Consider the following 24,056-nt stretch of genomic DNA (forward strand, 5'->3'; position numbering starts at 1 on the left):
GCTGCGGGTCAGCGGGTCCACCAGCACCCAGGTCGGCACGGCCACCGGCACCTCGTTCACGGTCACCGGGCTGACCGCGTCCACCGCGTACACCTTCGACGTGGTCGCCGCCGACGCGGCCGGCAACATCTCCCAGCCCTCCAACCAGGTGAGCGTCACCACCGACGCCCCCTCCGGCACCACCAACCTGGCGCTGCACAAACCCACGACGGAGAGCAGCCACACCCAGGTCTACGGCTCCGCCAACGCCACCGACGGCGACCCGAACACGTACTGGGAGAGCGCCAACAACGCCTTCCCCCAGTGGCTCCAGGTCGACCTGGGCCAGGACGTCCCCGTCAAGCGGATCGTGCTCGCGCTGCCGCCGTCCACCGCCTGGGGCACCCGCACCCAGACCATCTCGGTCCAGGGCGGCGACCCCTCCCCGACCACCACCCTGGCCCCCGCCGCGAACTACACCTTCAACCCGTCGACCGGCAACACCGTCACGATCACCCTCCCCTCCACCGCCACCGTCCGCTACGTCCGCCTCAACTTCACCGCCAACACGGGCTGGCCGGCCGGCCAGATCTCCGAATTCCAGATCTTCAGCGCCTGACCTCCCCCTTTCAGCCCCCGCCGGCCACGCGCACCCGTACGTCCTTCCCCGCGCGTGGCCGGTGTCAGGGCCGGTCCGCCCCAGCGCCGTCCCCGACACGGGCGAGCAGGATCGCGATGTCGTCGGCCTGTCCCCGCTCCAGGTCGGAGACGATGAGGTCGGCCAGGTCGCCGGGATCGTCGGGGCCGTCGTCGAGGAGGGCCCGGAGCCGGTGCTCGCCGCTGTCCAGGTCCGAGCCGCGCGATTCCAGCAGGCCGTCGGTGAAGAGCACCAGGGTGTCGCCGGCGCGCAGCCGGATGTGGGTGGTGGGGTAGTCGTCCGCCGCGTCGGGCCGCGGCAGGCCCAGCGGGAGCCCGCCGGCCGCCTCGACGGGTGCGCTGTGGCGGTCCGGGCCCTTCACGATCGGGTAGGGATGCCCGGCGCGGACGAGCCGGCCCGAGCCGGTTCGGGGGTCGAGATGAGCGCACGCGCAGGTGGCGAGGAGATCCGTGTCCATGTCGCGCAGGTACGCCGAGGCCCGGGCCATGATGGCCGACGGCGAGTGCCCCTCGGTCGCGTAGGCGCGAAAGGCGGCCCGTAGCTGCCCCATGACCGCCGCGGCATGGACGTCGTGGCCCTGGACGTCGCCGACCACCACCGCGAGCGTGCCGTCGGGCAGGGGCATCGCGTCGTACCAGTCGCCCCCCACCTGATGGCCGCCGCGGGCGGGCTGGTAGCGCACGGCCAGCCGTACCCCCGGCACCTGCGGGATGTGGCCCGGCAGCATCGCCTGCTGGAGCGCGACCGACATCGCGTGCTCCCGGTCGTAGAGCAGGGCCCGCTCGAGCGCCTGCGCGGCGGCCGACCCGAACGCGAGCATCAGATTGCGTTCCTCGGCGCTGAAGACCCGCTTCCCCTCGTACAGGATCGACAGCGCGCCGGTCGGTCGGCCCTGCGCCGCGAACGGGATGATGGCGGTCGACGTGAGCACCGTCGGCTCGATGTACGGCCACAGCCGCGGGTACCTGTCGCGTACGTCCTCGCGCGTGACGTACATGGCCTGCTGGGTACGGATGGCCTCCGCGATGGGCAGGTCGGCATCGACCCGTTCCGTCCCGAGGTCGCGCAGCAGCTCCGCCGGGAGCCCGGTCGTGGCCAGCAACTGCCGCCGGTCCTGGTCGAGCACACTGAGCACCACCCCGGAGGCGCCGAACACGTCCAGAAACGGCTGACCCGTGAAGAACGCGAGCAGGTCGTCAACGGTGAGCACCTGCGCGAGTTCCGCGCCGATCGCCTGCACCACGTCCGACTGATGCCTCCACTCCGATGCGAGCACCCCCTGCCGCGCCGCGTGCCCCAACTCGGCGTCCGCGCTCCGCACCGTACCTACCACCCGCGCCGGCCGCCCCTCCTCGTCCCGCCGCACCGACGCCTGCGCGTGCACCCACCGGACGCGCCCGTCGCGCGACCGAACACGGAAATACGTGCCGTAGTCCGACGCGGCGGCCAGCGCGGCCACGGCATCGTCCAGCACGCCGGGCAGATCCTCGGCCAGAAGCCGGTCCCTCACCGCCTCGATCTCACCCACGAATTCCCCCGGCGGAAAGTCCAGCGCGACCGCCGCTCCCGGGGTGAGCGCTATCCGGCCCGACCCCATGTCCCACAGAAAGCCGCCCATTTCGTTTTCCCGGAGATATTCCGGCAGCTCCGCCGCCAGTATCGACCGCACGTCTCCCCGAGCCGCCGAACCCGTCCCCTGAATTCCCCGTCCGCCACCTCTTCCCATCCCGACCTCCACCCGGGTCCGGTGCACCGCCCTCTCATTTCACGGTACAGCGGGGGCCGGGGCCCTATCGGTCGTGGAGGACGAGCGGCCGGGTGACGGGGACGACGGTGAGGAGACTGTCGAGTCCCCGGTAATCGTCGGGGCTGGTGGTGTAGAGGGGGAGTTCCTCGGCGATAGCGATGGCGGCGATCATGAGGTCGGCGACACGGCGTCGGGGTTTGCGTCCGGCGCCGATGACGGCGGCGCACAGTCTGCCGTAGATTCGGGCGGCTTCCGCGTCGAAGGGGACGGGATCGAACTCGTTCTCGGCACGTTGCAGGACGTCCAGGCGGCGGGCCCGCTCGGCGTGCTCGTCGTAATCGTCCTGTTCGTCGTTCCGCCGGACCTCGTGCGGTCCTGCGGAGAGTTCGGCCAGGGTGACGGCACTGATCGCCACTTCCGCCGGGAGTTCTTCGGGGTCGATCCACTTGCGCAGGATGACGATGTCGGTGTCGCTGAGCCCTTGCTCGTGCTCAGCGGGCATAGGGGTCGTCCGTCTCCTGCTCGGCGGTGGCGTCCTGGTCGTCGCGGAAGGCCTCCAGGGAGACATCCGAAGCGGTCCGCGACATGGCCGCGAACTCGCCTCGTGGGACGAACCTCCTGCGCCGCCGCAGCGGGATCAGCTCCCCGATTCGGTGCCCGTCCCGGGTGACTGTGAAGGACTGCCCGTTCTCGACGGCGTCCATGATCTCTCTGGAGCGGTTCCGCAGGTCGCGCTGGGTGATCTCGGGTTGCGCGGTCATGCGGAACGCGGTATCACTCGGTGCTACCGCGTGCTCCGCTTCTTGCCGCCGACGACGAGGCATCCCTCTGATCTGCGCGGACGGCGCACTGCATGTGGTCGAGCTGAAGTGAATTACCTGGTCGGCTCGGACGAGGACCGCCAACGGATTCGCGAAGAGCTCGGCATCGAATCCCGCCGAGCCGGCGCCATGGTGCTGATCGGGCACTCTTCGGTGCGGCCGTCCGTACCCGAGGAATCCATCGACGAGGCACTCCGCATATTCGGCACCCACGTGAATCGTGTCTCGCCTGACGAACCGGTCGAACTCCTCATCGCCGATCTACGGGAGATCTTTGGGATTCGGGCCCGCCCGGGGTGCGGAAGCTGGATAATCACACGCCATGGCCATCGATTACCGCAAACGTCCCAAGTCGCCCGCTGCCGCGATCAGCCTGGAGAAGGTCGCCCGCCGCGCGCCCGGCCTGGTCAACCTGTACAAGAGCGCCGCGGTGTCCCTGGCCAAGCGGGAAGTCGGCGGGCAACGGGCCGCGGTGTATCTGGTGCTGGACCGTTCCGGCAGCATGCGCCCGTTCTACCGGGACGGCTCCGTGCAGCACCTCGCGGAGCGTACGCTCGCGCTCGCGGCCAACCTGGACGACGACGGGGTGGTGCCGGTCGTCTTCTTCTCGACGGACGTCGACGGGGTCGCCGAGATCAGCCTCGACGCGTATCGGGATCGGATCAACCCGCTGCACGAGGGCATGGGCCGCATGGGCCGTACGAACTACCACTTGGCGATGCAAGCCGTCGTCGACCACTACCAGTCCTGCGGGGCCACCGATCCGGCCTTCGTGGTCTTCCAGACGGACGGCTCGCCGACGTCCAAGGCGGCGGCCGAGCATGTGCTGTGCATGGCGGCGTCATTGCCCATCTTCTGGCAGTTCATCGGTTTCGGGAACGACGAGTTCCGGTTCCTGCGCAAGCTCGACGAACTGCCCGTACCGCAGCGGCGGGTGATCGACAACGCGGGCTTCTTCGCCGCCGGCACGTGGCCGAAGGCCGTCTCGGACGAGGACCTCTACGACTCGCTGCTGGAGGAGTTCCCGTCATGGCTTGCGGCGGCGCGCGACGCCGGCATCGTCAAGAGCTGACGCGGTTGCATGTCCCGTCCGATGTCGCCGTCTTCCGGGCAGCCTGACGGCTACCGAGGGCTCGATGTTTTGTGCAATCTTACGCCCAAGGTACGTCTTCGACTTCGCCCACCCAGCGGTTCAGCTTCGCAAGGTGAGCGTACGGGCCGCGGTATCCGAGGGATTCCAGGATCAGCAGAGTAAGGTAATGACGGGTGAGCAGCCATGTTTCAGTGACCACCCCGGGGATTCGGTAGATAGCGTCCTGTGAGCCGCTTGGGTGCACCAATTTGTTGCGGACCCATGTTGTGACATCTGGGCCGTCCATTTGAGCTCCGAACTCCTGGTGTCTTCTTTCGGCCAACTTTGCGAGGGCGGGCAGGGCCTTGTCATCGATCGACCGATCGATCCCTGCATTTGTCAAAACCTCTCGCAGTAGCGAATGTGCAGAACGCCTGTGATACTGGGATTCGCTTAATTGTCCATTCAATACAAGGCGCTCCCACATGACATGTTCCAGGCCGGCTGCTCCGATCATCACGCGTTGCTCGACGAAGCCTGTGTCGTGGGTCGCTGCGATTGCGTAACTGATCTGGAGCCAAAGAGGCTCGACTCTGGCCGGGTCGCTGAAGGTAGGTATCAAGGCGTCGAGCAACGTTGCCAGTCCTTCGCTGTCCAGCGCGTTCCACCAACCGCCGCTGTTCTGCCGGGCAGGATCGCAATGCCGGGCCGCCCATTCCTCCCATACGAGATTGTTGTGAGAGTCGAGTCCCACAGGAAGGAACGGTGCAACCCATCGGCCCAGACCGAAGGAGACCCCAGCGTGTAGGGCTTTCAGAACGGGGTCGGCTTGTGTCGCAGTGAAGGCCGCGCCGTCACCTCTCACTATCTCCATGACATGGGTCATCACGTAGACGTTGGCCCTGTTCAAGTCATCCCAGACGTCTTTGTGGTCGGGGCGCACATCAATTGTGATCTTCCATCCCGAGACCTCGTGTACCCACCGTCCGCCGGTCCACAGCCTATCTCCCTGACTCGTCCTCTCGGCTAGATCGTGCTGCCCCGAGAAGCGTGGAACGTTGAACCAGTGGGCAATGATCCGCTGCAGCGGCGCTGCCGGATTGCCCAGAACTGCCCCGTTCGTCCAGCCATCGAATCGCCCCCGGACCCCTACCGCCAGGGTTACGTCCCCGTAGGGGCGACGAATCTCCAAGGTCACAGCGTCTCGCGGCACGGGAAGGTTGTCTGGAACAGGATCTACGTGCCAATCGATTCCTGGCTTGGGCGAGCAGCACAGCTCGATGCGACTGGGTGCATTCTGTCTGGTGGCTCCGCGTACCGGACCGTCATACAGGACGACAGCATCTCCGGGCGCGTTGAAGGCGTAGACACCGCTGAGAGGTTCTGAAGCTGAGTCCCACCGTGAAGTGTCCGTCATGTTGGCCTTTCGTGGGTGTACTCGTGTCATCGATGGGCGAGACCCCGGACGAGCTCCGGAGCGTGACTTATGCAGAATATGCATGGCGTACGCCGACGGTGCTTCTAACCTTGGCAGATGGGGAAGGATCGGCGACGGCGGAGGGAGCCGGCGCGTATGGCTGGGGAGCAGGACGAGGCGAAGAGGATTGGCGAGATTTTGCGGCGTGCGCGGGTGGTGGCGAGGCGTTCGCAGAGCGCGGTTGCAGCGGCGCTGGGGTACCACCAGTCCAAGATCAGTCGCCTCGAACAGGGCAGAGGCGTGCAGGACTTGCACGTGCTTCGTGCCGTTGCTGCTGAACTCCGCATCCCCTTGCACACGCTCGGGTTGGCGTCTGTTCCTGTTGCCGCCGACGTGGATCGAGAAATGACAGAGGACATGTACCGCCGAACCTTCCTTGCCGCCGGCGCCGCCACGCTCGCCACTCCGGCACCCCCGACGCGAGCGTACTGTGAACTCGTCCAGTCACTGCTGCCCGGCACGACACCCGCTGGTACAGGTGAAGACGACGTTCGCCGGTTGGGGGCGCGGATAAACCGGCTGCGTTCTCTCTTCTCTGCTTGTGACTACGCCCGTCTGGAGCTTCAGCTTCCTGCTCTCATCGGTGATCTGAGACGGGTTGGAGGCAACTCCTTTGAGGTGACAGGCATGCTGGCCGCCGCATACCAGACCTCGGCGAGCCTGCTGCTCAAGCAGGGCGACCACGGGCACGCGTGGCTGGCGGTCGGTCGAGCCATGGGCGAAGCCGAGCGATCGGGTGACCCGGTCGTCCTTGCATCCAGCGTCCGGCTGCACGCCCACCTCCTGGCCCGCGAAAACCATGCTCCTCAGGCCGTCGTCTTGATCCGGCACGCTGCAGACCAACTCGTCGGTTCCTACGACCGACGGTCCCCACGGCATCTGGCCGTCCTGGGGATGCTCCTTTTGCGCGGTGTGACTGCCGCCGCGCTGGGTAGCGACCGTGGCTCCGTGCGAGACTTCCTCTCCGAGGCCCGTGACGTCGCTGGGAGCATGCCGGGCAGTCCGCCGGACAAGTGGTCCAACTTCAACTTGGTCAATGTGGAGTTGCATGCGGTGAACGCCTCCGCAGTCCTCGGTGACGCCGGTATGGCGCTGGACGCCGCGAAGCCGCTTATGCATCGGCACATTTCCGTTCCCGAGCGTCGTGCGGCGTTGTGGACCGACGCCGCTCACGCCTACAGCCAGCAGGGGCGGCTCTTCGACGCCTACCAGGCGCTCCGGGTCGCCGAGAGCTGCGCCGCCCAGGACGTACGCCGCCCTGCGGTACGGGAGTTGGTTGCGGACTTGGCCGCACGTGACCGGCGCCGGGCTGTGCCGGAGTTGTATCACTTCGCCCGCCAATTGGGTGTGGCCGTGTGAGCTCAGGTTCCGTAGGCACCAGGGTGAAGAGGCCGTTCCTGTACGTGGTCGTGTGCGCGGCCGGGGTTGCCGGGGGCGTGAGCAGACTCATCTCGACTGCGCAGGAACGCGGCTGGAGCGTGGGTACGGTGGCCACGCCGCTGGGCCTGAACTTCGTCGACGAAGAGGCGATCGTGGCGCAAACTGGCTATCCGGTCCGGTCGGCATGGCGGCGGCCGGGGGAGGAGCGTCCGCTGCCGCCAGCCGATGCGATCGCGGTGGCACCGGCGACGTTCAACACGATCAACAAGTGGGCGGCGGGCATTGCCGACACCCTCGCGCTGGGCATCCTGGCGGAGGCGTACGGGCTGGGCATTCCGACAGCCGTCCTGCCGTACGTCAACAGCGCGATGGCCGCGCACCCGGCGTACGGCGAAAGCCTGTACCGGCTGCGGAGCATGGGTGTGCTGGTCAGCGGTTACGAGCCGCACCCGCCCAAGTCGGGTGGGGGCGCCGACCGTTTTCGCTGGGAAGAGGCGCTCGACCTGTTGGAACCGGCACTGCGGGCGAAGCGATGACAGGCGCCGTCACGGTCGACAGCTGACGACCACGGCGTTGGCGGGACTCTCTTCGTTCCTGTCCTCCGGCTTGCCTTGTCCGCTGCATTGAATGCAGTTCGTGCATGGACGGCAGCACTGGGCGCATGAGCTCTGGATCGCGGTTGGCCACACACGCTTTGGTCTTTCCAAGGCGACAACGGCAACCCGATCGGGAGACCCCATGAGGCATGCGAGCGAACACAGCACGTCGCGTACGTCAGCGCAACGACAGCCGGGCAGTGTAGGCAGCGAGGACGCGGTGCGCGAGGCGCTGCTGTATACCCGCGGAACGGCAGGACTGGCTTCCGTGCCGTACGTGGTGCGATGGAGCGGGGAACAGGACGGCGCTGTGCCGGTGGTGGTGCGGCGGGACCGTCGGGGGATCGGGTATGGCGACGAACGAGCCTTCGACCGGGACGAGCGGGGGGTGTTGTGGTCGCGGACGCCGTCCGAGCCGGGGCGGGGCAGGCCGGAGTTCGGGAAGGTGCACAGTCTGCGGCAGCGGCTTGCCATGGCCGGACTGCGTTGCCAGGTTTGTGGCGGGCCGGCCGACCGTACGGCCGACGGAGCGCTGTGGTTGATCGATGCCCGCGACGACGAGTTGCTCTCAGAACGGGAGGAGACGTTCCACCCGCCCCTGTGCCGTCCATGCGCTCACCGATCAGTCCGTGCGTGCCCGCACTTGCGGTCAGGGGTCATCCCAGTGCGCGTCCGCGCTTTTGCGCCGAGCGGCGTCAGCGGTGTCTTGTACGCCCCAGCCGGGCTGACGGCGCAGCCGGTCGAAACCGGCACGTTCCGGTTTGGTGATCCGCGCCTGCCGTGGGTGCGGGCCCATCAGTTGCTGATGCAGCTGGCCGACTTCTTCGTTGTCGATCTCGACGACCTCGATACCTGATCTGCCTGTCCGCCCCTTTCGTGGAGGAAGTGCCATGGCTTCCGTACGGAATGTGACCGAGTCCTTCTCGCCGGAGTTGGCTTCTGGGTGCACGTGGAGGATCACTACAACCAGCGGCTCTTCAGGCTCGCCCGGCGACTTTCGACGACTTTAGTCAGAAATGCCGCGGATGGGCTCGCCATATGCGTGGCCCCGCCAAACCGCGTCCGACCACTTAATTTCCAAGCCAGAGTGCTGATATGACGCCTCCTGTGCAACCATGCGAGCCCTGACAGAAGCCTTGACTTTTGCTCATAGCAAGCTAAACAGTGGATGAGTCAAGTTCTCATCGGTTCGGTGGGCGGCCGCGTGTGCGGTGCTTCGCGCGCGAGAGGAGACAACGTTGTCGGCCTGGGCGGGCCGGCAGGCCCCCTCACCGGTGCCGGCGTACTCCCCATGAACCTGTGCCCCAGCGGCGCGTGACGTGAAGGAGACAACTATGCGCTCCCGAAGACTGAGAACATCGGCCGGACGAATGGTGGCCGCCGCGATAGCGGCGACCGTGGTGGCCGGGGTGCCGGCCATCGCGCAGGCGCAGGCGAGCCCCCAGGACGCGGCGCAGTCGACGCAGCCGATCTACCTGAACACGCACTACACGTTCGAGCAGCGGGCGGCCGATCTGGTGTCGCGGATGACGTTGCCGGAGAAGGTGGGGCAGCTTCAGACCAACGACGCGCCGGCCATCCCGCGCCTTGGGGTCCAGCGCTACACGTACTGGAGCGAGGGCCAGCACGGCATCAACCGGCTCGGTGCCGACACCGCGGCCGGCGGCCAGGGTGAGCTCGACGTGACGGCGACCAGCTTCCCGGTGAACTTCGCGTCCACCATGTCCTGGGACCCGGAGCTGACGTACCAGGAGACCACGGCGATCTCGGACGAGGCGCGCGGCTTCCTGGACAAGTCGCTGTGGGGGACCGGGCAGAACAACCTCGGCCCGTCCGCGTCGGACTACGGCGACCTCACCTTCTGGGCGCCGACCGTCAACATGGACCGCGACCCGCGCTGGGGGCGGACCAACGAGTCGTTCGGCGAGGACACCTACCTGGCGTCCACCATGGCCGGCGCGTTCGTCGACGGCTACCAGGGCGAGACGATCACCGGCAAGCCGCAGACCCCGTACCTGAAGGTCGCGGCCACCGCCAAGCACTACGCGCTGAACAACGACGAGAACAGCCGGCACACCCAGAGCGCGAACACCACCGACGCGAACATCCGGGACTACTACACCAAGCAGTTCGCCGGCCTGGTGCAGAAGGCGCACGTGTCCGGCGTGATGACGTCCTACAACGCGGTGAACGGCACGCCCGCGCCCGCCGACACGTACACCGTGAACGAACTGCTCCAGGCGACGTACGGCTTCGGCGGTTACACCACCTCGGACTGCGGCGCGGTCGGCGACGTCTACTCCTCCGGCGCCCACAACTGGGCACCCCCGGGGTGGACCACCAACGGCACGACGTGGACGAACACCACCACCGGCAAGCAGGTCTCCGCGGCGGCGGGCGGCCAGGCGTACGCGCTGCGCGCCGGCACCCAGCTGAACTGCGCGGGCGGCGAGTTGACCACGCAGAACATCGACGCGGCGATCTCGCTGGGCCTGTTGACGCCCGGGGTGATCGACAGCGCGCTGACGAAGCTGTTCACGGTACGTATGCAGACCGGGGAGTTCGACCCCGCGAGCAAGGTCGCCTACACCAAGATCACGAAGGACCAGATCGAGTCGCCCGCACACCAGGCGCTGGCCGAGAAGGTCGCGGCGCAGGACCTGGTGCTGCTGCAGAACAACAACGTCGCGGGCACCTCGTCCCCGCTGCTGCCGGCCGACCCCGCCAAGCTGAACAACATCGTCGTCGTCGGCAACCTGGCGAACACGACGACGCTCGGCGGCTACTCCGGCCGGCCGACCCTCGAGGTCGACGCCGTGCAGGGGATCACCGCGGCGGTCAAGGCGGCGAACCCGTCGGCGACCGTCACCTTCGACGCCTGCGGCACCTCGACCACCGCCAAGACGCCCGCGGCGTGCTCCGACGCGACGCAGACCGCGATGAAGGCCGCCGACCTGGTGATCGTGGTCGTCGGCTCGGATCTCGGCGTGGCCGACGAGGGCACGGACCGCTCGACGCTGGCCCTGCCCGGCAACTACGACTCGCTGATCAGCCAGGTCGCCGCCGCCGGCAACCCCCGTACGGCGATGGTCATGCAGGCCGACGGCCCGTACGACATCCAGGCCGCGCAGCAGGACTTCCCGGCGATCGTGTTCAGCGGCTACAACGGCGAGAGCCAGGGCACCGCGCTGGCCCAGGTGCTCTTCGGCGAGCAGAACCCCTCCGGGCACCTGGACTTCACCTGGTTCGCCGACGACTCGCAGCTCCCGTCGATGGACTCCTACGGGCTCACCCCGTCCCAGACCGGCGGACTCGGCCGCACCTACATGTACTTCACCGGCAAGCCGACCTACCCGTTCGGCTACGGCCTGTCGTACTCCCGGTTCGCGTACTCCCACGTGAAGGTCGGACCCGGTGCCGTGTCCGCCGACGGCACGGTGAAGGTCGGCTTCGACGTCACCAACACCGGTACGGTCGCGGGCTCGACGGTCGCCCAGCTCTACGCGGCGCCGCAGTTCACCGTGCCCGGCGCCGAGTTGCCGAAGGAGCAGCTGGCGGGCTTCAAGAAGACGGCGGTGCTCGCGCCGGGGCAGACCCAGCACGTCAACCTGTCCGTCAAGGCCGCCGACCTCAGCCAGTGGGACGAGAGCGCCCTGAAGCAGGTCGTCCGCCCCGGTGCCTACGAGTTCCGCGTCGGACCCGACTCCGCCACCGTGGCCGGCTCCGGCACGGTGCGGGTGCACGGCGCCATCACGCCGCGGGTGCAGACGGTCACCGTCCAGCCGGACCAGGTGGTCTTCAAGCCCGGCGAGACGCTGAACCTCACCGACACCAACCCGTGGATCGCGCCGGACACGAATTCCGCGCTCGAGCAGAATCACGCGGCCGCGGACCACATCGTCGAAGCGGCCGACAACGACCAGTCGTTCGCCGACCTGTCCCACGCCCATGTCACCTACCGCACCAGTGACCCGCGGGTCGCCACGGTCAGCGGCACCGGCGTGGTCACCATGCGGGCCCCCGGCGCCGCGTCGGTCGACGTGACGGTCAACGGCGTGACCGGCACCGCTCCGATCGTGGTGCAGAACCCGTTCAGCCTGCAGGCGGCGGGCGTCGTGCAGCCGAACAGCACGATCACCGCGACCGCGACGTACGCCAACACCAGTGCGCACGCCGTCCACAACCTGTCGATGAACCTGACCGTGCCGAGCGGCTGGACGGCGACGGCGACCTCACCGGTCACGGTGTCCGACGTCGCTCCCGGCCGGCAGGTGACGGCCACGTGGAGCGTCACGATTCCCGCCGGCACGAAGCCGGGCACCAAGGCGGAGCTGGACGCGACGGTGGCGTTCACCGGCGCGGCCGGCGTCTACACCGAGGCGGCGGTCAGCTCGATCTCGGTGACCTCGGGTGCCACGCCCGTACAGGTCACCCCGGTGGTGACCGGGATGAGCCCGCCGGCCGGTTCGCTGAAGGTGGTCCTGAACAACCCGTCGGACACCCCGACGACAGTGACGGCGGTCAACTGGAAGCTCGGCAGCGCAACGGGCACGCAGCCGGTCAGCGCCACCATCGCGCCCCAGACGTCCACCACCGTGGACGTACCGATGACGGACATCAGCTTCGCCAAGCCCTACTCCTTCACGGTGACCAGCGCCATCGCCGGTGACCTGACCTCCGAATCCTTCTCCGGCCACGTCACCTTCCTGCCCGTGGTCAACAAGAGCCTCGGCACGTCGTGGACGCTTTCCCAGGTCCAGGACGGCCCCGCGGTGGACCTGGCCACGACCGCCGACGGCACCTGGGAGACGCTGGACTCCTCCCAGCCCTACGGCGGCGCGTCCGACCTGTCGGGCAAGGTGTGGCTCAACTGGGATGCTTCGAACCTCTACATCACGGCCGACCTGACCGACGACGTCTTCTCCGAGCCCGCCACCGGGGCCGACATCTGGCAGGGCGACTGCTTGCAGTTCGCTGCCACGTCGGGCGTCCCCGGCGCGTCGGCCACGGAAAGCACCGCCTCGGTCAACGGCCACTACGAGTACGGAGCCGCCCTCACCTCGGCCGGCGCCCAGTTGTACCGCTGGATCGCCCCGTCCGAGGGCAGCGGCCAGGTCACGAACGCGACCGTCCACGTGACCAGGGACGAGACGACCCACACCACCCTGTACGAGATGGCCCTGCCGTGGAGCGACCTCACCTCGGTCCAGCCCGTGGCGAACAACGTGTTCTCCTTCGCCCTCGACGACAACGACAAGGACAACGGAGTCCGCAAGGGCTACACCCAGTGGGGCGACGGCATCGGCACCAGCAAGGACGTGGCCGGCTTCAACATGGCCCAGCTGATGCCGGCCGGCGCATCCTGACCCCTTCGTCGTAGCCCGAGATCCGTACGATCACCTCGTGCCGGGGCGCGGATACGCCCCGACGCGCGACGCGACACGGCCGCCCGGCCCGCACGCGGAGCCCTTCGCTCCCCGCGCGGGCCGGGCGTCTTGCCGGACTGCGTTGTCAGAGCCATCCGTTACGGTGCCGGCACCGATACGGTGTCCCGGGTGCGGTGCTGGCCTGGGCCTGTCGGGTGGCGTGGGTCAGCCATTCCATGTACCAGGTGGTGAAGGTCAGGGGCTTTGCCGGCGCGTCGGCGGGGTGCAGTGGGGCGAGGTCGACGTCGTCGCAGCGGGCGTCGGCCCAGATGTGGCCGCGTTCCGGGCCGCTGACGACGAGCCATCGGCGCTCGGCGCATCCGATGTGGCACAGGCAAATGGCCCCGACGGTACGGTCGTTGGACCACATCACCTCGGCCCAACGTGTGTCCCAGACCTCGTACGCCGAGTCGTAGTCGTTCACGTCCTCGAAGTCGTCCTCCGCCGGGCGCTCCGCCGCCAGCTCCGGGATGCGATCGGCGTGGGGCGATTTGACGGGGAAGGGCTCGGCGAGGCGGTCGAGGTCTGTCATGTAGCCGCCGTCGCCTTCCCACCGCCAGTCACCGCCCTCGGTACGGCGTATGGGGAAGATGCCGTAGGCCGGGCCGGCACCCCCGGCGCCCACCTCCAGGAGGAAGGCCCGGTAGTCGTCCGGCAGCCGGATGCCCAGGCGGCTCTCCAGATCCGACAGTTCGCCGATCGACAGCGGTTCGGCCAGGGCGAAGCCGTGCCCGAAGTATCCGAAGACCTTGCCCGCGCCGGGCAGCGAGGCAAGCCCCTGCACCTTTTCGCGTACGCCTGCCCATGAGCCCGAAGTCATGCGCACACGTTAGGGGACCCTGCCGACAAGGCCACAGCGCCGGGGGCCGGGACCTTCAGGGCAGCCGACACCGCCGACAACCCGGACAAACCTTCTGCCAGTCATATCACCGTATCGGGTGAATGAGATCGGCTTCGTAGGGCCAGGCGGATGAACCGGCTGTTACTGTTCCACTGGATCTGGGCGGGTTACTTCGTATTTGCACCACTTTATTCCACTGCTTCAGTGACGCGCACTCCTGCCGCCCACCGTGCTACAGAAAGGAGAGCTCGCCCGATGACAACCGATGTCGAGCCGGAAGCCGCACCGGATGCACCCACGCGGTCCAGCCTGGACACGGCGGCCGCTCGTAATCTCGCCACCACGACCAAGTCCGCACCGCAGATGCAGGCGATCACCTCGCGCTGGCTGCTGCGGGTTCTTCCCTGGGTGGAAACCAAGGGCGGTACGTACCGGGTGAACCGTCGGCTGACCCACATCGTCGGCGACGGGCGGGTGGAGTTCGTTCAGGACGGCTCCGATGTCCGGGTGATTCCCGCCGAGCTCGGCGAACTCGCCTTCTTACGTGGCTACTCGGACGGGGAGGTGCTCACCCAACTCGCCGGGCGGTGCGTCCAGCGCGACTTCCGCGTCGGCGAAGTGCTGGTCGAACGGGGCACGCCCGCCGAACAGCTGCACCTGATCGCCCACGGCCGGATCAGGCGGACATCCGTCGGCCAGTACGACGACGAAGTCACCGTCGACGTCCTCACCGACGGCGACCGGTTCGGAGACGACGCCCTGCTGGACGCGGACGCCGGGTGGGACAGCACGGCCGTCGCGGAGACGGCCGGCACCCTTCTCACCCTGTCCCGCGCCGATTTCGCCGCCGTCCTGGCGGCGGCGCCGAGCCTCCAGGCCCACCTCCAGGAGTTCGGCTCACGTCCCGGCCGGCCGCAGAACGGGCACGGCGAGGCGGAGATCGCGCTGTCGGCGGGTCACACCGGCGAGCCCGCACTGCCCAGCACCTTCGTCGACTACGACCCGAAGCCCCGGGAGTACGAACTCTCCGTCGCGCAGACGATCCTGCGGGTCCACACGAGGGTCGCCGACCTCTACAACGGGCCGATGAACCAGCTCGAGGAGCAGCTCAAGCTCACGATCCAGGCGTTGCGCGAGCGGCAGGAGTACGAGCTGGTCAACAACCGGGAGTTCGGTCTGCTGCACAACGCGGACTTCAAGCAGCGCGTCCAGACCCACTCCGGCCCGCCCACCCCGGACGACCTGGACGAATTGCTCTCCCGGCGCCGTGACTCCCGGGTCTTCCTCGCCCACCCCAGGGCGATCGCGGCGATCGGGCGCGAGTTCAACGCCCGCGGGATCTATCCGAACCACGTCGACCTCGGCGGGCAGCAGGTCCCGGCCTGGCGCGGGGTGCCGATTCTGCCGTGCAACAAGATCCCGGTCACCAAGGAGAACACCAGCTCGATCCTCGTCATGCGCACCGGTGAGGACAACCAGGGCGTGGTCGGCCTGCACCAGACGGGTCTGCCCGAGGAGTACGAACCGGGCCTGTCCGTGCGGTTCATGGGCATCGACGAGAAGGCGGTCACGTCCTACCTCGTCAGCACGTACTACTCCGCCGCCGTCCTCGTACCGGACGCGCTCGGTGTCCTGGAGAACGTGCAGGTCGCCCGCAGGCCCGACTAGCGGGGCCCGCGCCGGAGGGTCACCCACCTCACCAAGGAGTCACGTATGCGCGCCCCTGACATTCCCCCGCCGCGGACGGGTCCGCCCACAGCGGCTTTCCCGGCGCCGGCCACGAGTTCCACGAGCTCCACGAACTCCGGCGTGGAGCGGATCCTGCGCGGCCCGAGCGGCCTGGGCACGGCGGCCCTGCATCTCGTACGCAACGAAAACCAGCCGACATCGCCGGCACCCCGGACCTCGCCGGACGACCTGCCCGAGTTGCCGGAGTCCTGGGACCCGTCGGCGGCCCCCGCGGAAGGCACCCCGGTCCCGGGCCTGTACTACCACCCCGTGCCCGAGCCCGACCCGGCACGCGTGGAGGAGGTCGGCCGCAGGATCAAGGCATGGGCGCTGGACGAGGTCGACCTGTATCCCGAGGACCTGGAGGACCAGTTCGACGGCTTTTCCGTGGGGCGCTACATGGTCGCCTGCCATCCGGACGCCCCCACCGTCGAGCACCTCATGATCGCCACCCGCCTGATGGTCGCCGAGAACGCGGTGGACGACTACTACTGCGAGGACCTCGGCGGCTCGCCCATCGGTCTCGGCGAACGCCTGCTGCTCGCGCACACCGCCCTCGACCCCCTGTACACGACGAGCGAATACGTACCCCCGTGGACGCGATCGCTCGAGTCGGACGCGCCCCGACGCGGCTACCGCTCCGCCATGGAGTACTTCGTGCGCGCCGCCAGCCCGTCCCAGGCCGATCGGCTCCGGCACAACATGGCCCGTCTGCACATGGGATACCTCGCCGAGGGAGCGTGGGCACAGGAAGGCGTCGTGCCCGAGGTATGGGAGTACCTGGCGATGCGCCAGTTCAACAACTTCCGTCCCTGCCCGACCATCACCGACACCGTCGGCGGTTACGAACTGCCGTCCGAGCTGCACGCCCTGCCCGCCATGCAGCGGGTCATCGCGCTCGCGGGCAATGCCAGCACGATCGTGAACGACCTGTACTCGTACACCAAGGAACTCGCTTCCCCCGGCCTGCACCTGAACCTGCCCGTGGTGATCGCCGAACGCGAGGGCATGTCCGTCCGCGAGGCGTACCTGAAGGCGATCGAGGTCCACAACGAGCTCATGCGCGACTTCGAGGCCGAGGCGGCGGCCCTGGCCGCGGTCTGCCCCGTCCCGAGCGTGCAGCGCTTCCTGCGGGGCGTCGCGGCGTGGGTCGACGGCAATCACTACTGGCACCGGACCAACACGTATCGCTACAGCCTGCCCGACTTCTGGTGACCCGACTTTCCACAGCCCGACGTCCGGCAGCCCGGCGTCCGGCACCCCCGACTTCCGTAAAAAGGAGTGAAGTTATTCGTGACCAGCCCTGAGCTCACTCGCGACGCCGCCCCCGCCGGCGCGGCCGCCGTCATCCCCGCGCCGGCGACGCCCTACCAGGGGGACATCGCCCGCTACTGGGACGGCGAGGCCAGGCCGGTGAATCTGCGGCTCGGCGACGTCGACGGCCTCTACCACCACCACTACGGCGTCGGCGCCGTCGACCACGCCGCCCTCGGCAACGGCGGCAACAGCGGCCACAGCGGCGACGCGAGCGACAGCGCGTACGAGAAGCGGCTGATCGCCGAGCTCCACCGGCTGGAGTCGGCGCAGGCCGAACTGCTCCTGGACCACCTCGGCCCCGTCGGACGCGACGCCACCCTGGTGGACGCCGGCTGCGGCCGGGGCGGCTCGATGGTCATGGCCCACCAGCGTTTCGGCTGCACGGTCGAGGGCGTCACCCTGTCGTCCGGCCAGGCGGACTTCGCCAACCGCCGCGCCCGCGAACTCGGCATCGACGAGCACGTCCGGGCCCGCGTCTGCAACATGCTCGACATGCCCTTCGAAACCGGGCAGGCGATGGGCTCGTGGAACAACGAGTCGAGCATGTACGTCGACCTGCACGACCTGTTCGCCGAGCACTCCCGTGTCCTCGCGACCGGCGGTCGCTACGTGACCATCACCGGCTGCTGGAACCCGCGTTACGGCCAGCCGTCGAAGTGGGTCTCCCAGATCAACGCGCACTTCGAGTGCAACATCCACTCCCGCCGCGAGTACCTGCGCGCCATGGCCGACAACCGGCTCGTGCCGCACGCCGTCATCGACCTCACCCCCGCGACCCTGCCGTATTGGGAGTTACGCGCCACGTCGTCGCTGGTCACCGGTATCGAGGAGGCGTTCATCAACTCCTACCGGGACGGTTCCTTCCAGTACCTGCTGATCGCTGCCGACCGCGTCTGACCCATGCGGGGCTCGTGCACGAGGGCGGGGTCGGCCGGGAAGGAGGCTCGCTACGCGAAAGCATGCGGATCGAGCGGCTCCTCGTCGCCGAACCCCGCGTCCCGCAGAAGAGTCCGTACGTCATCGCGCGCCGTCGGATCCGAGTCGTACCCGAAGGTCAGCGGAATCAGCTCCGGGTCGAGGACGCGTACGACGTGCAGGTCCGGCCCTCCGGAGGGGTAGGTGTACCAGCAGGCCCGCTCGCCGATCGGCCCGGGCCGGGCGACGGGGAACGGGAACTCGCCGACGTCGAGCTCCGGACCCTCGAGCATCCAGTCGAGCTTGGGACGCCACTGCGGCAGGTTGTACAGCCCGGCGTGATCCGCCGGCCGGAACACCTGCGTGACCTCGATGTCCATCTCGATGGGGTGCCGGGTCTGCAGGACGGCCTCGGTCGCGGCCTTGGCGACCGCGTCCTCGACGTCGTCGGCCGCGGCCGCGCCCAGGGCGACGGCGCGCTCCGTGTCGGCCCGGACCAGGACCACCGGGACGCCGGTCGGGCTGGGCAGCACGAGCGCGTGCGCCGACGCCTGCCCGGCCAGGTAGTCCATCAGCTCGCGTGCCTCCCCGCGCAGTGAGGAGGGGCGGATCCGGGACGGCGGCCGGGCCGGGCCGACGAACCGTGCCCGCTGGAAGGCGTCCCGCTCCACCAGCTCCAGCCAGGCGCGACGCCGGGCTCCGTCGTACGTCGGATGCGCGGCGACCCCGTTGGACGAGACGGCCGACGGGCTCAGCCACGCGGGGATGCGGGTGAACGGGAAGAACACCAGCGCCGCGGGGATCCATACGGGGCCGTCCCGGTCCTCGCCCCGCACCCACCACTCCTGGCCGTCCGGGTCGAAGGTGCCGAGGCCGAGGCGATCGCGCTGCGCCGGCGCGTAGTCGATGATCGACCTCGGGTCCAGCCAGGCCCCGGACAGGTCGCGGGCCGCGGCGCGGTGCAGGTCGTCGGCGGGTACGTCGCCGGCCGCGAAGCGCTCCGCGCCCTCGGCCTGGCACTTGGCCTCCGCGAGCAGGGGGTCGGTGGCCGCGCCGGCCGCTCGCGGGTAGCCGTTGCCCCGCAGCGCTTCGCGGTCGGCCAGCGCGGGGAAGTTCGCGAGGTTCGGGAAGGCGCTCCAGCCGCTGACCACCGTGATCGTCCGTTCGGCGGTGATCTGCCAGCGATCGGTGGGCGTGCTCGCCGTCACGCTCAGCCGTCCGGCGCGCGCGTTCCAGATGTCGCCCGGCTCCCGTACCACGCCGGTCGTCGAGCCGGTGCGGAGATCGATGACGCAGGGGTGGTCGCCGAGGGAGGCCGCTTTCCGGGCCGCCGCCAAGGCTTCTGCCAGCGCCTGGGCGTCGGGGCGGTCGCCCGCGACGGACAGGTCGTGGCCCGCGGCCAGCAGCGCGTAGACCTGGCACCGGTTCAACCCGCTCAGCCGGGAGACGAAGACGCGGAACGCGGCCCGGGCCGGCTCGGGGTCGGTACCCGGCCAGAACGCCTCGTCCGCGGTGTGGACGAGGGTTCCCGCGGCCAGGCGGGCGGGGTGCCGCAGGACGTCCGCCAACGCGGCGGTGTCCGCGACCGGGGGCCGGGCCTCGTCCGCGGTGCCGAGGAGGCCGGCCGCGTCGAGCGCTTCGGCGATCGCGGCGGCGTCCTCCCCGACGAGATCGGCGAACCGCCCCACGCTGTGGTGCAGCGACTGGGACAGGGCCACCGGGGGATGACTGCCGTCCAGCTGAATGTCCACGCGCGCCGCCCCGTCGATGACGGCGACGTGCGAGGGTTCGGCGGCGACGATGACCCGGGCTTTGAGGACGCCGGTCACGGGGCCGGTCACGAAGTCGGTCACGGCGCCACCACGACGAGGAAGAGCAGCGGTACGGCCGGTCCGCTCAGCAGCGCCTGCACGGCCCGGTCGTCGAAGCCGCCGATGGGGCGGACCGCCAGGCCCAGCGCCGTGGCGGCCAGGCTGATGTGGTGCATGGCGGCCCCGCATTCCATGAGGGCGAACCGCCAGCCGCGGTCGCCGTACTTGTGGACGGTACGGGTCGGGTCCGCCGCGATGAGGACAGCCGCGGCGCCCTGGTCCAGGGCACGCAACACCCCCGGTTCGGGCCCGAACAGCCGGGGCAGCTCGCCGGCGTCGACCGTGCCCGCTTCGAGGACCGCGGCGCGGTCGTGGTCGACCGCGAGGATCCGGCGCGGCGCCCCGGCGTCGTCGGCGCCGATGACCCAGAAGTGCAGCGGGTAGAGGGCGCCGCCCGAGGCGACGGCACGGTGGCCGCCCGTTTGCGGCCGGTACGCACCGTAGGCCAGCCCGATCGCGGCTTCCAGGCTCGCCGCGGGCCGGGGGACCACCGAGCCGAGATCGGCGGACCGCCGACGGGACGCCAACTCGTCGATCCGCGCCGGGTCTTCCACCGGCTTCGGCTCCAGGGCGGGCGCTCCGGTCACGGTCATCCTGGGCATGTCGTAGGCCAGGAACGGATCGTGGCCCGCGGGCAGCCGAACAGGGCTGGACGAGGCGGCGTGAAAGCGCCGCCAGCTGTCCCGGCCGCCGGTGACGGCGCCGATGTGTTCCAGCGCGACGATCAGGTCCTGCGTGGGATCCGATGCGTTCGTCGGATCCGTCGAATCCGTCGAATCCGCCGTTTCCACCGGAGTGGATTCATCTGCCGGCGGGCGTGTCAGCCCACGAAGCAGGGACAAGATCTGCTCGATCTCGTCCCTGGTTCCGTCGACCCGTACCTCGCCTCCCGACCCTCGGATCAGGACGTGGTCGTCGTTGTCCGTCAGACTCCCGACGAAGGCCGGAAAAGCCACTGTCGTGCGGCCTCAGCTCAGCGGGGGGCGCAGTTCGTCATGACCGTCGACCGCGGAGGTGGCCAGATCGACCACGCTCACGGCCGCGCAGTTCCCGGAACAGAAAAGGCAGAAGGAGATTTCCTCGTTGGCAGCGGACTCACCGGAGTGGGCTGCCTGAGCCGCCTCCGGCTGGTGCTCTCGGACCACAGTGATCTTCATCCCTGCTCCTGTCACGTCGGCTGGGCCATCACTGTAAGTTCGGCCCGACACAGCCGCACCGGGCCATGGGGAAAGTTGCCGGTCGATGTGCCGCGGTGGGGGTGACTGCCTGTGCGAGGGGCCACCTTGACGCTGAGTGCGGGACGGAGCGCATTCTCCGGGGCATTCCGTAATCGGGGTCGGTCCGGCCTCAGTCGAAGGTGATCCATATGAGGTCGCAGATCCGTATCTGCCGTTCGCCCGGGTAGATGCTGTAACTGAAGAAGACCCCTTCCCGGGGCACCGCAACGCTGTACCAGATGACCTCGTCGATCTCCATCGGCAGTCCCGGCGGCGTCTTGCCCGATGTGATGGCGTCGCCCACTTCGAGGGCCAGTGCGCGGAAAAAGAGGACCATCTGGTCGTGGAGTTCACGGAATCCCGAGTTTCCCATTGCGTCCAGGACTTCGGCCGCCCTCAGTTCGGCGACGGCCGTCCAGCCGCGTGACTCGGGCGTCACTCTCCGCCTCCGAGCAGGTCCGGCAGACGTACCAGGTAACGGCCTTCGACCGTCGCGGTCAGACGTTGTTGGCGGTCGGGCACGGTGTCGAACATCGCCTCCATCCACCACAGATTCAGCACGTCGTCGAGTTCCGGCCCCTGGAGCGCCCGCCCGAGCGCCTCGTGGAAGGCCTTTCGCTTCGCCGTCCCGAGCGCCGCGCCGATCGCGTCGATCGTGCGCGGCAAAGGCCGTGTTCTGCTGTCGTACCCGGAAGGGACGGGCGGTGTCCTCAACGTGTGTCTCCTCGGTGCGGGTGGGCCGGACTTCCGGCCCGTCGGCTCCGGTCAGACGCTAGCCACCTGACGGACGGGGCGTGAGCGGTTTCGCTGTTCCGGTACGGGGCCGGGGCACGGACCTCGAATCGGCCCGGGCGGCAAAAAGCCCCAGGTTCTTCACCTGGGGCTTTTTCATGAAGCGAAGCCCTTATGCCAGGGCGAACTTCTGGGCGCCGGAGCCGTTGCAGTCCCAGATCTGGAGCCGGGTGCCGTTCGCGGTGGCACCCGACGGCGAGTCGATGCACCGGCCGGTGGTCGGGTTGGACATCGAACCGTCGGAGTTGACGACCCAGTTCTGGTAACCCCCGCCGTTGCAGTTGGCCAACTGGAGCTTCGTGCCGTTCGCGTTGACGCCGCCGGCGATGTCCAGGCACTTGCCGAGGGTCTGCAGGGTCTGGCCGCTCCAGGTCCACTTCTGGTCGAGAGAGGTGGCCTGCTGGCAGTCCCAGAGCTGGACCGCGGTGCCGTCGCCGCCGGTGTCGTCACCCGCGACGTCCACGCACTTGCCGCCGGGACCGTAGATCGGGGTGCCGATGGCGAACTTCTGGGCGCCGGAGCCGTTGCAGTCCCAGATCTGCAGCCGGGTGCCGTTCGCGGTGGCACCCGACGGCGAGTCGATGCACCGGCCGCTGGTCGGGTTCCGCAGCGAGCCGTCGGTCTGCCGTACCCAGTTCTGGTAGCCGCCGCTGTTGCACGTGGCGAGCTGTAGCTGCGTACCCGCGGCGCTGTTGCCGCCGGCGATGTCGAGGCACTTGCCGAGGGTCTGGAGGGTCTGGCCGCTCCACGTCCAGTGCTGGTCCTTGGCATACGACTGGCAGTCCCAGAGCTGGACCGCGGTGCCGTCGCCGCCGGTGTCGTCACCCGCGACGTCGACGCACTTGCCGCCCGGACCGGTGATCGTCTGGCCGGTCACCGAACCGCCGCCGCCCCCGGAGCCGGGCGCCTTGTTGTACACGGCCACCGAGTCGACGACCAGCTTGCCGCCGGAGACCGTGGCCGAGTTCGGGCCACCGCCGAAGGCGTCCGGGAAGCCGCCGCCCATCGCCAGGTCGTAGATGATGAAGAACGGGTGGTCGATCGCGTTGGCCCAGGTCGTCGCGTCCACCTGGTTGGCGTAGACCGTGTAGAAGTTGTTCCCGTCGAGGTAGAACCGGACCTGCTCAGGCGACACCGAGCGGTCGATCTCCACCGCGTAGTCGTGGAAGCCGGTCTGGCAGCCCGAACAGGCGCGTTCACCGGAGCCGATGCCGGTCGACTCGTTGCACGGCCCGCCCGGGTTCACGCCGCAGTGGATGGTGCTGAAGACGGAGCTGCGGCCGTTGATGTCCTCCATGATGTCGACCTCGCCGGAGGTCGGCCACGAGGTGCCGGTGCGCAGGGTGGAGCCCAGCATCCAGAACGCCGGCCAGTAGCCCGCGCCGTTGGCGGTGGTGACGTTGGGCTGCTGGAGGACGGACTCCATGCGTACGACTCCGCCGGCCGGGGCGCCGAAGGTGGCCGCCTGGGTCTCCACGCGCCCCGACGTCCATCCGCCCCGCGGGTCGGTACCGGAGTGCAGGGCCTGGAGCACCAGATGACCCTGGCCGTCGTAGTAGACGTTCGACGTGCTGTTGGTCATGGTCTCGATCTCGCCGGTGCCGAAATTGCTGCCCGGCCCGGTGTCGTACTTCCACAGACTCTGGTCGATGCCGGTGCCGGACGCACCGTTGAAGTCATCGCTCCAGGTGAGCGTGAACCCCGACGGCGCCGGGGGCACCGCCGCCTCGGCGTTCACCGTCACGCCGGCGGTGACCGCCACCGTGACCGCGACGACGGGAACCAGGACGATCGCTCTCTTCCACCCGCCGCGCCGCGGCCTTCCGAATCTCAGGCGCATATGTCCGTCCTCCATGGGAAAGGCATGTTTTCGCGTGTCCGCTACGACATCTCTGGCGGGATGCAACAGGGTCTGCGGCGCTGGGGCACGTCAGCCTGTCCCGCGGCGGTGGGCGCCCAGGAATGTCATGCACACAGCTTGTCGATCAGCCCGACGTTCGACAAGACGGCGGGAGCTTGGACCCTCACGGGGCACTTGGCGCCGCGGGACGCCGGCCGAGTCGGTGCGGGGGTCCGGCCGTATCCGCCGTGAGCCGGCCCCGCGGGCGCTACGCTTCCCCGATCCGCCTGTTGTCCAGACCTCTGCGGGCCCGGTCCAGGCTGTCCGGGCGGGTTCCGAGAGGTTCCGAGGGGTGCCGTGGGGGCGTCGGCCCCCGAGC

The 24,056-nt window shown here is 68.9% G+C and carries 20 protein-coding genes; 9 read left to right on the forward strand and 11 right to left on the reverse strand.

Features of this window, described 5'->3' with window-relative positions:
• On the forward strand, positions 1–598 hold a 598-nt coding region (locus ITX44_RS39005; protein WP_205364484.1), incomplete at its 5' end, for a galactose-binding domain-containing protein.
• Between the two features lie 64 nt (positions 599–662).
• On the opposite strand, the gene ITX44_RS39010 is transcribed toward ITX44_RS39005, so the two are convergent.
• The 3 genes from ITX44_RS39010 to ITX44_RS39020 all read right to left on the reverse strand — a co-directional run bounded on the left by ITX44_RS39010 (position 663) and on the right by ITX44_RS39020 (position 3,145).
• Positions 663–2,255, reverse strand: coding sequence for a SpoIIE family protein phosphatase (locus tag ITX44_RS39010; RefSeq protein ID WP_205364486.1), 1,593 nt, complete (start codon positions 2,253–2,255; stop codon positions 663–665).
• Positions 2,256–2,427: 172 nt separating this feature from the next.
• Positions 2,428–2,886, reverse strand: coding sequence for a type II toxin-antitoxin system VapC family toxin (locus tag ITX44_RS39015; RefSeq protein WP_205364488.1), 459 nt, complete (start codon positions 2,884–2,886; stop codon positions 2,428–2,430).
• Positions 2,876–3,145, reverse strand: a complete 270-nt coding sequence (locus ITX44_RS39020) for a type II toxin-antitoxin system Phd/YefM family antitoxin (RefSeq protein WP_205364497.1) — start codon at positions 3,143–3,145, stop codon at positions 2,876–2,878. Before ITX44_RS39020 ends, ITX44_RS39015 begins: the two co-directional genes overlap by 11 nt.
• A gap of 382 nt (positions 3,146–3,527) precedes the next feature.
• Here ITX44_RS39020 and ITX44_RS39025 point away from each other — a divergent pair, with 382 nt between their 5' ends.
• Complete coding sequence (locus ITX44_RS39025; protein ID WP_205364499.1) at positions 3,528–4,277, forward strand: vWA domain-containing protein; 750 nt, start codon at positions 3,528–3,530, stop codon at positions 4,275–4,277.
• Positions 4,278–4,356: 79 nt separating this feature from the next.
• On the opposite strand, the gene ITX44_RS39030 is transcribed toward ITX44_RS39025, so the two are convergent.
• Complete coding sequence (locus tag ITX44_RS39030) at positions 4,357–5,469, reverse strand: YopA family protein (RefSeq protein WP_205364501.1); 1,113 nt, start codon at positions 5,467–5,469, stop codon at positions 4,357–4,359.
• A gap of 381 nt (positions 5,470–5,850) precedes the next feature.
• Between ITX44_RS39030 and ITX44_RS39035 the strand changes: the two genes are divergently transcribed.
• From ITX44_RS39035 to ITX44_RS39050, 4 genes are all read left to right on the forward strand, one after another.
• Positions 5,851–7,113 carry a helix-turn-helix domain-containing protein gene (locus ITX44_RS39035; protein WP_205364503.1) on the forward strand — a complete coding sequence of 421 codons (1,263 nt, stop codon included), beginning with the start codon at positions 5,851–5,853 and terminating at the stop codon, positions 7,111–7,113.
• A gap of 77 nt (positions 7,114–7,190) precedes the next feature.
• Entirely contained in the window at positions 7,191–7,670 is a 480-nt protein-coding gene (locus ITX44_RS39040) for a flavoprotein (RefSeq protein WP_372441101.1), read from the forward strand.
• Positions 7,671–7,761: 91 nt separating this feature from the next.
• Positions 7,762–8,586 carry a hypothetical protein gene (locus ITX44_RS39045; protein WP_236062454.1) on the forward strand — a complete coding sequence of 275 codons (825 nt, stop codon included), beginning with the start codon at positions 7,762–7,764 and terminating at the stop codon, positions 8,584–8,586.
• Between the two features lie 478 nt (positions 8,587–9,064).
• Positions 9,065–13,096, forward strand: a complete 4,032-nt coding sequence (locus ITX44_RS39050) for a glycoside hydrolase family 3 C-terminal domain-containing protein (protein WP_205364515.1) — start codon at positions 9,065–9,067, stop codon at positions 13,094–13,096.
• 145 nt (positions 13,097–13,241) lie between these two features.
• Here the strand turns inward: ITX44_RS39050 and ITX44_RS39055 are convergent, their stop codons facing one another.
• Entirely contained in the window at positions 13,242–13,976 is a 735-nt protein-coding gene (locus tag ITX44_RS39055) for an SMI1/KNR4 family protein (RefSeq protein ID WP_205364517.1), read from the reverse strand.
• Between the two features lie 276 nt (positions 13,977–14,252).
• On the opposite strand from ITX44_RS39055, the gene ITX44_RS39060 reads away from it, so the two are divergent.
• The 3 genes from ITX44_RS39060 to ITX44_RS39070 all read left to right on the forward strand — a co-directional run bounded on the left by ITX44_RS39060 (position 14,253) and on the right by ITX44_RS39070 (position 17,939).
• Entirely contained in the window at positions 14,253–15,665 is a 1,413-nt protein-coding gene (locus tag ITX44_RS39060) for a family 2B encapsulin nanocompartment shell protein (protein ID WP_205364519.1), read from the forward strand.
• A 45-nt stretch (positions 15,666–15,710) separates the two neighbouring features.
• Positions 15,711–16,940 (forward strand): family 2 encapsulin nanocompartment cargo protein terpene cyclase, encoded by a 1,230-nt coding sequence (locus tag ITX44_RS39065; RefSeq protein WP_205364521.1) that lies wholly within the window; start codon positions 15,711–15,713, stop codon positions 16,938–16,940.
• Positions 16,941–17,018: 78 nt separating this feature from the next.
• On the forward strand, positions 17,019–17,939 hold the full coding sequence (locus tag ITX44_RS39070) for a geranyl diphosphate 2-C-methyltransferase (protein WP_205364523.1): 921 nt from the start codon (positions 17,019–17,021) through the stop codon (positions 17,937–17,939).
• 50 nt (positions 17,940–17,989) lie between these two features.
• Here ITX44_RS39070 and ITX44_RS39075 read toward each other — a convergent pair whose 3' ends face one another.
• The 6 genes from ITX44_RS39075 to ITX44_RS39100 form a co-directional block, all read right to left on the reverse strand.
• Positions 17,990–19,810, reverse strand: coding sequence for a YcaO-like family protein (locus ITX44_RS39075; protein WP_205364525.1), 1,821 nt, complete (start codon positions 19,808–19,810; stop codon positions 17,990–17,992).
• Positions 19,807–20,619, reverse strand: a complete 813-nt coding sequence (locus ITX44_RS39080) for a nitroreductase family protein (protein ID WP_205364535.1) — start codon at positions 20,617–20,619, stop codon at positions 19,807–19,809. The genes ITX44_RS39075 and ITX44_RS39080 overlap by 4 nt, the downstream gene beginning before the upstream one ends.
• Before the next feature lie 177 nt (positions 20,620–20,796).
• A complete protein-coding gene (locus ITX44_RS39085; protein WP_205364537.1) occupies positions 20,797–20,985 on the reverse strand; it encodes a hypothetical protein in 189 nt (62 codons plus the stop codon).
• Between the two features lie 190 nt (positions 20,986–21,175).
• Entirely contained in the window at positions 21,176–21,484 is a 309-nt protein-coding gene (locus ITX44_RS39090) for a hypothetical protein (RefSeq protein WP_205364539.1), read from the reverse strand.
• A complete protein-coding gene (locus ITX44_RS39095; RefSeq protein WP_205364547.1) occupies positions 21,481–21,711 on the reverse strand; it encodes a hypothetical protein in 231 nt (76 codons plus the stop codon). The genes ITX44_RS39090 and ITX44_RS39095 overlap by 4 nt, the downstream gene beginning before the upstream one ends.
• A gap of 238 nt (positions 21,712–21,949) precedes the next feature.
• Entirely contained in the window at positions 21,950–23,677 is a 1,728-nt protein-coding gene (locus ITX44_RS39100) for a ricin-type beta-trefoil lectin domain protein (RefSeq protein ID WP_205364555.1), read from the reverse strand.
• Between the last annotated feature and the right edge of the window lie 379 nt (positions 23,678–24,056).

Origin of the sequence: Actinacidiphila acididurans, from assembly GCF_016918855.1 — a bacterium.
Lineage (GTDB): Bacteria > Actinomycetota > Actinomycetes > Streptomycetales > Streptomycetaceae > Actinacidiphila > Actinacidiphila acididurans.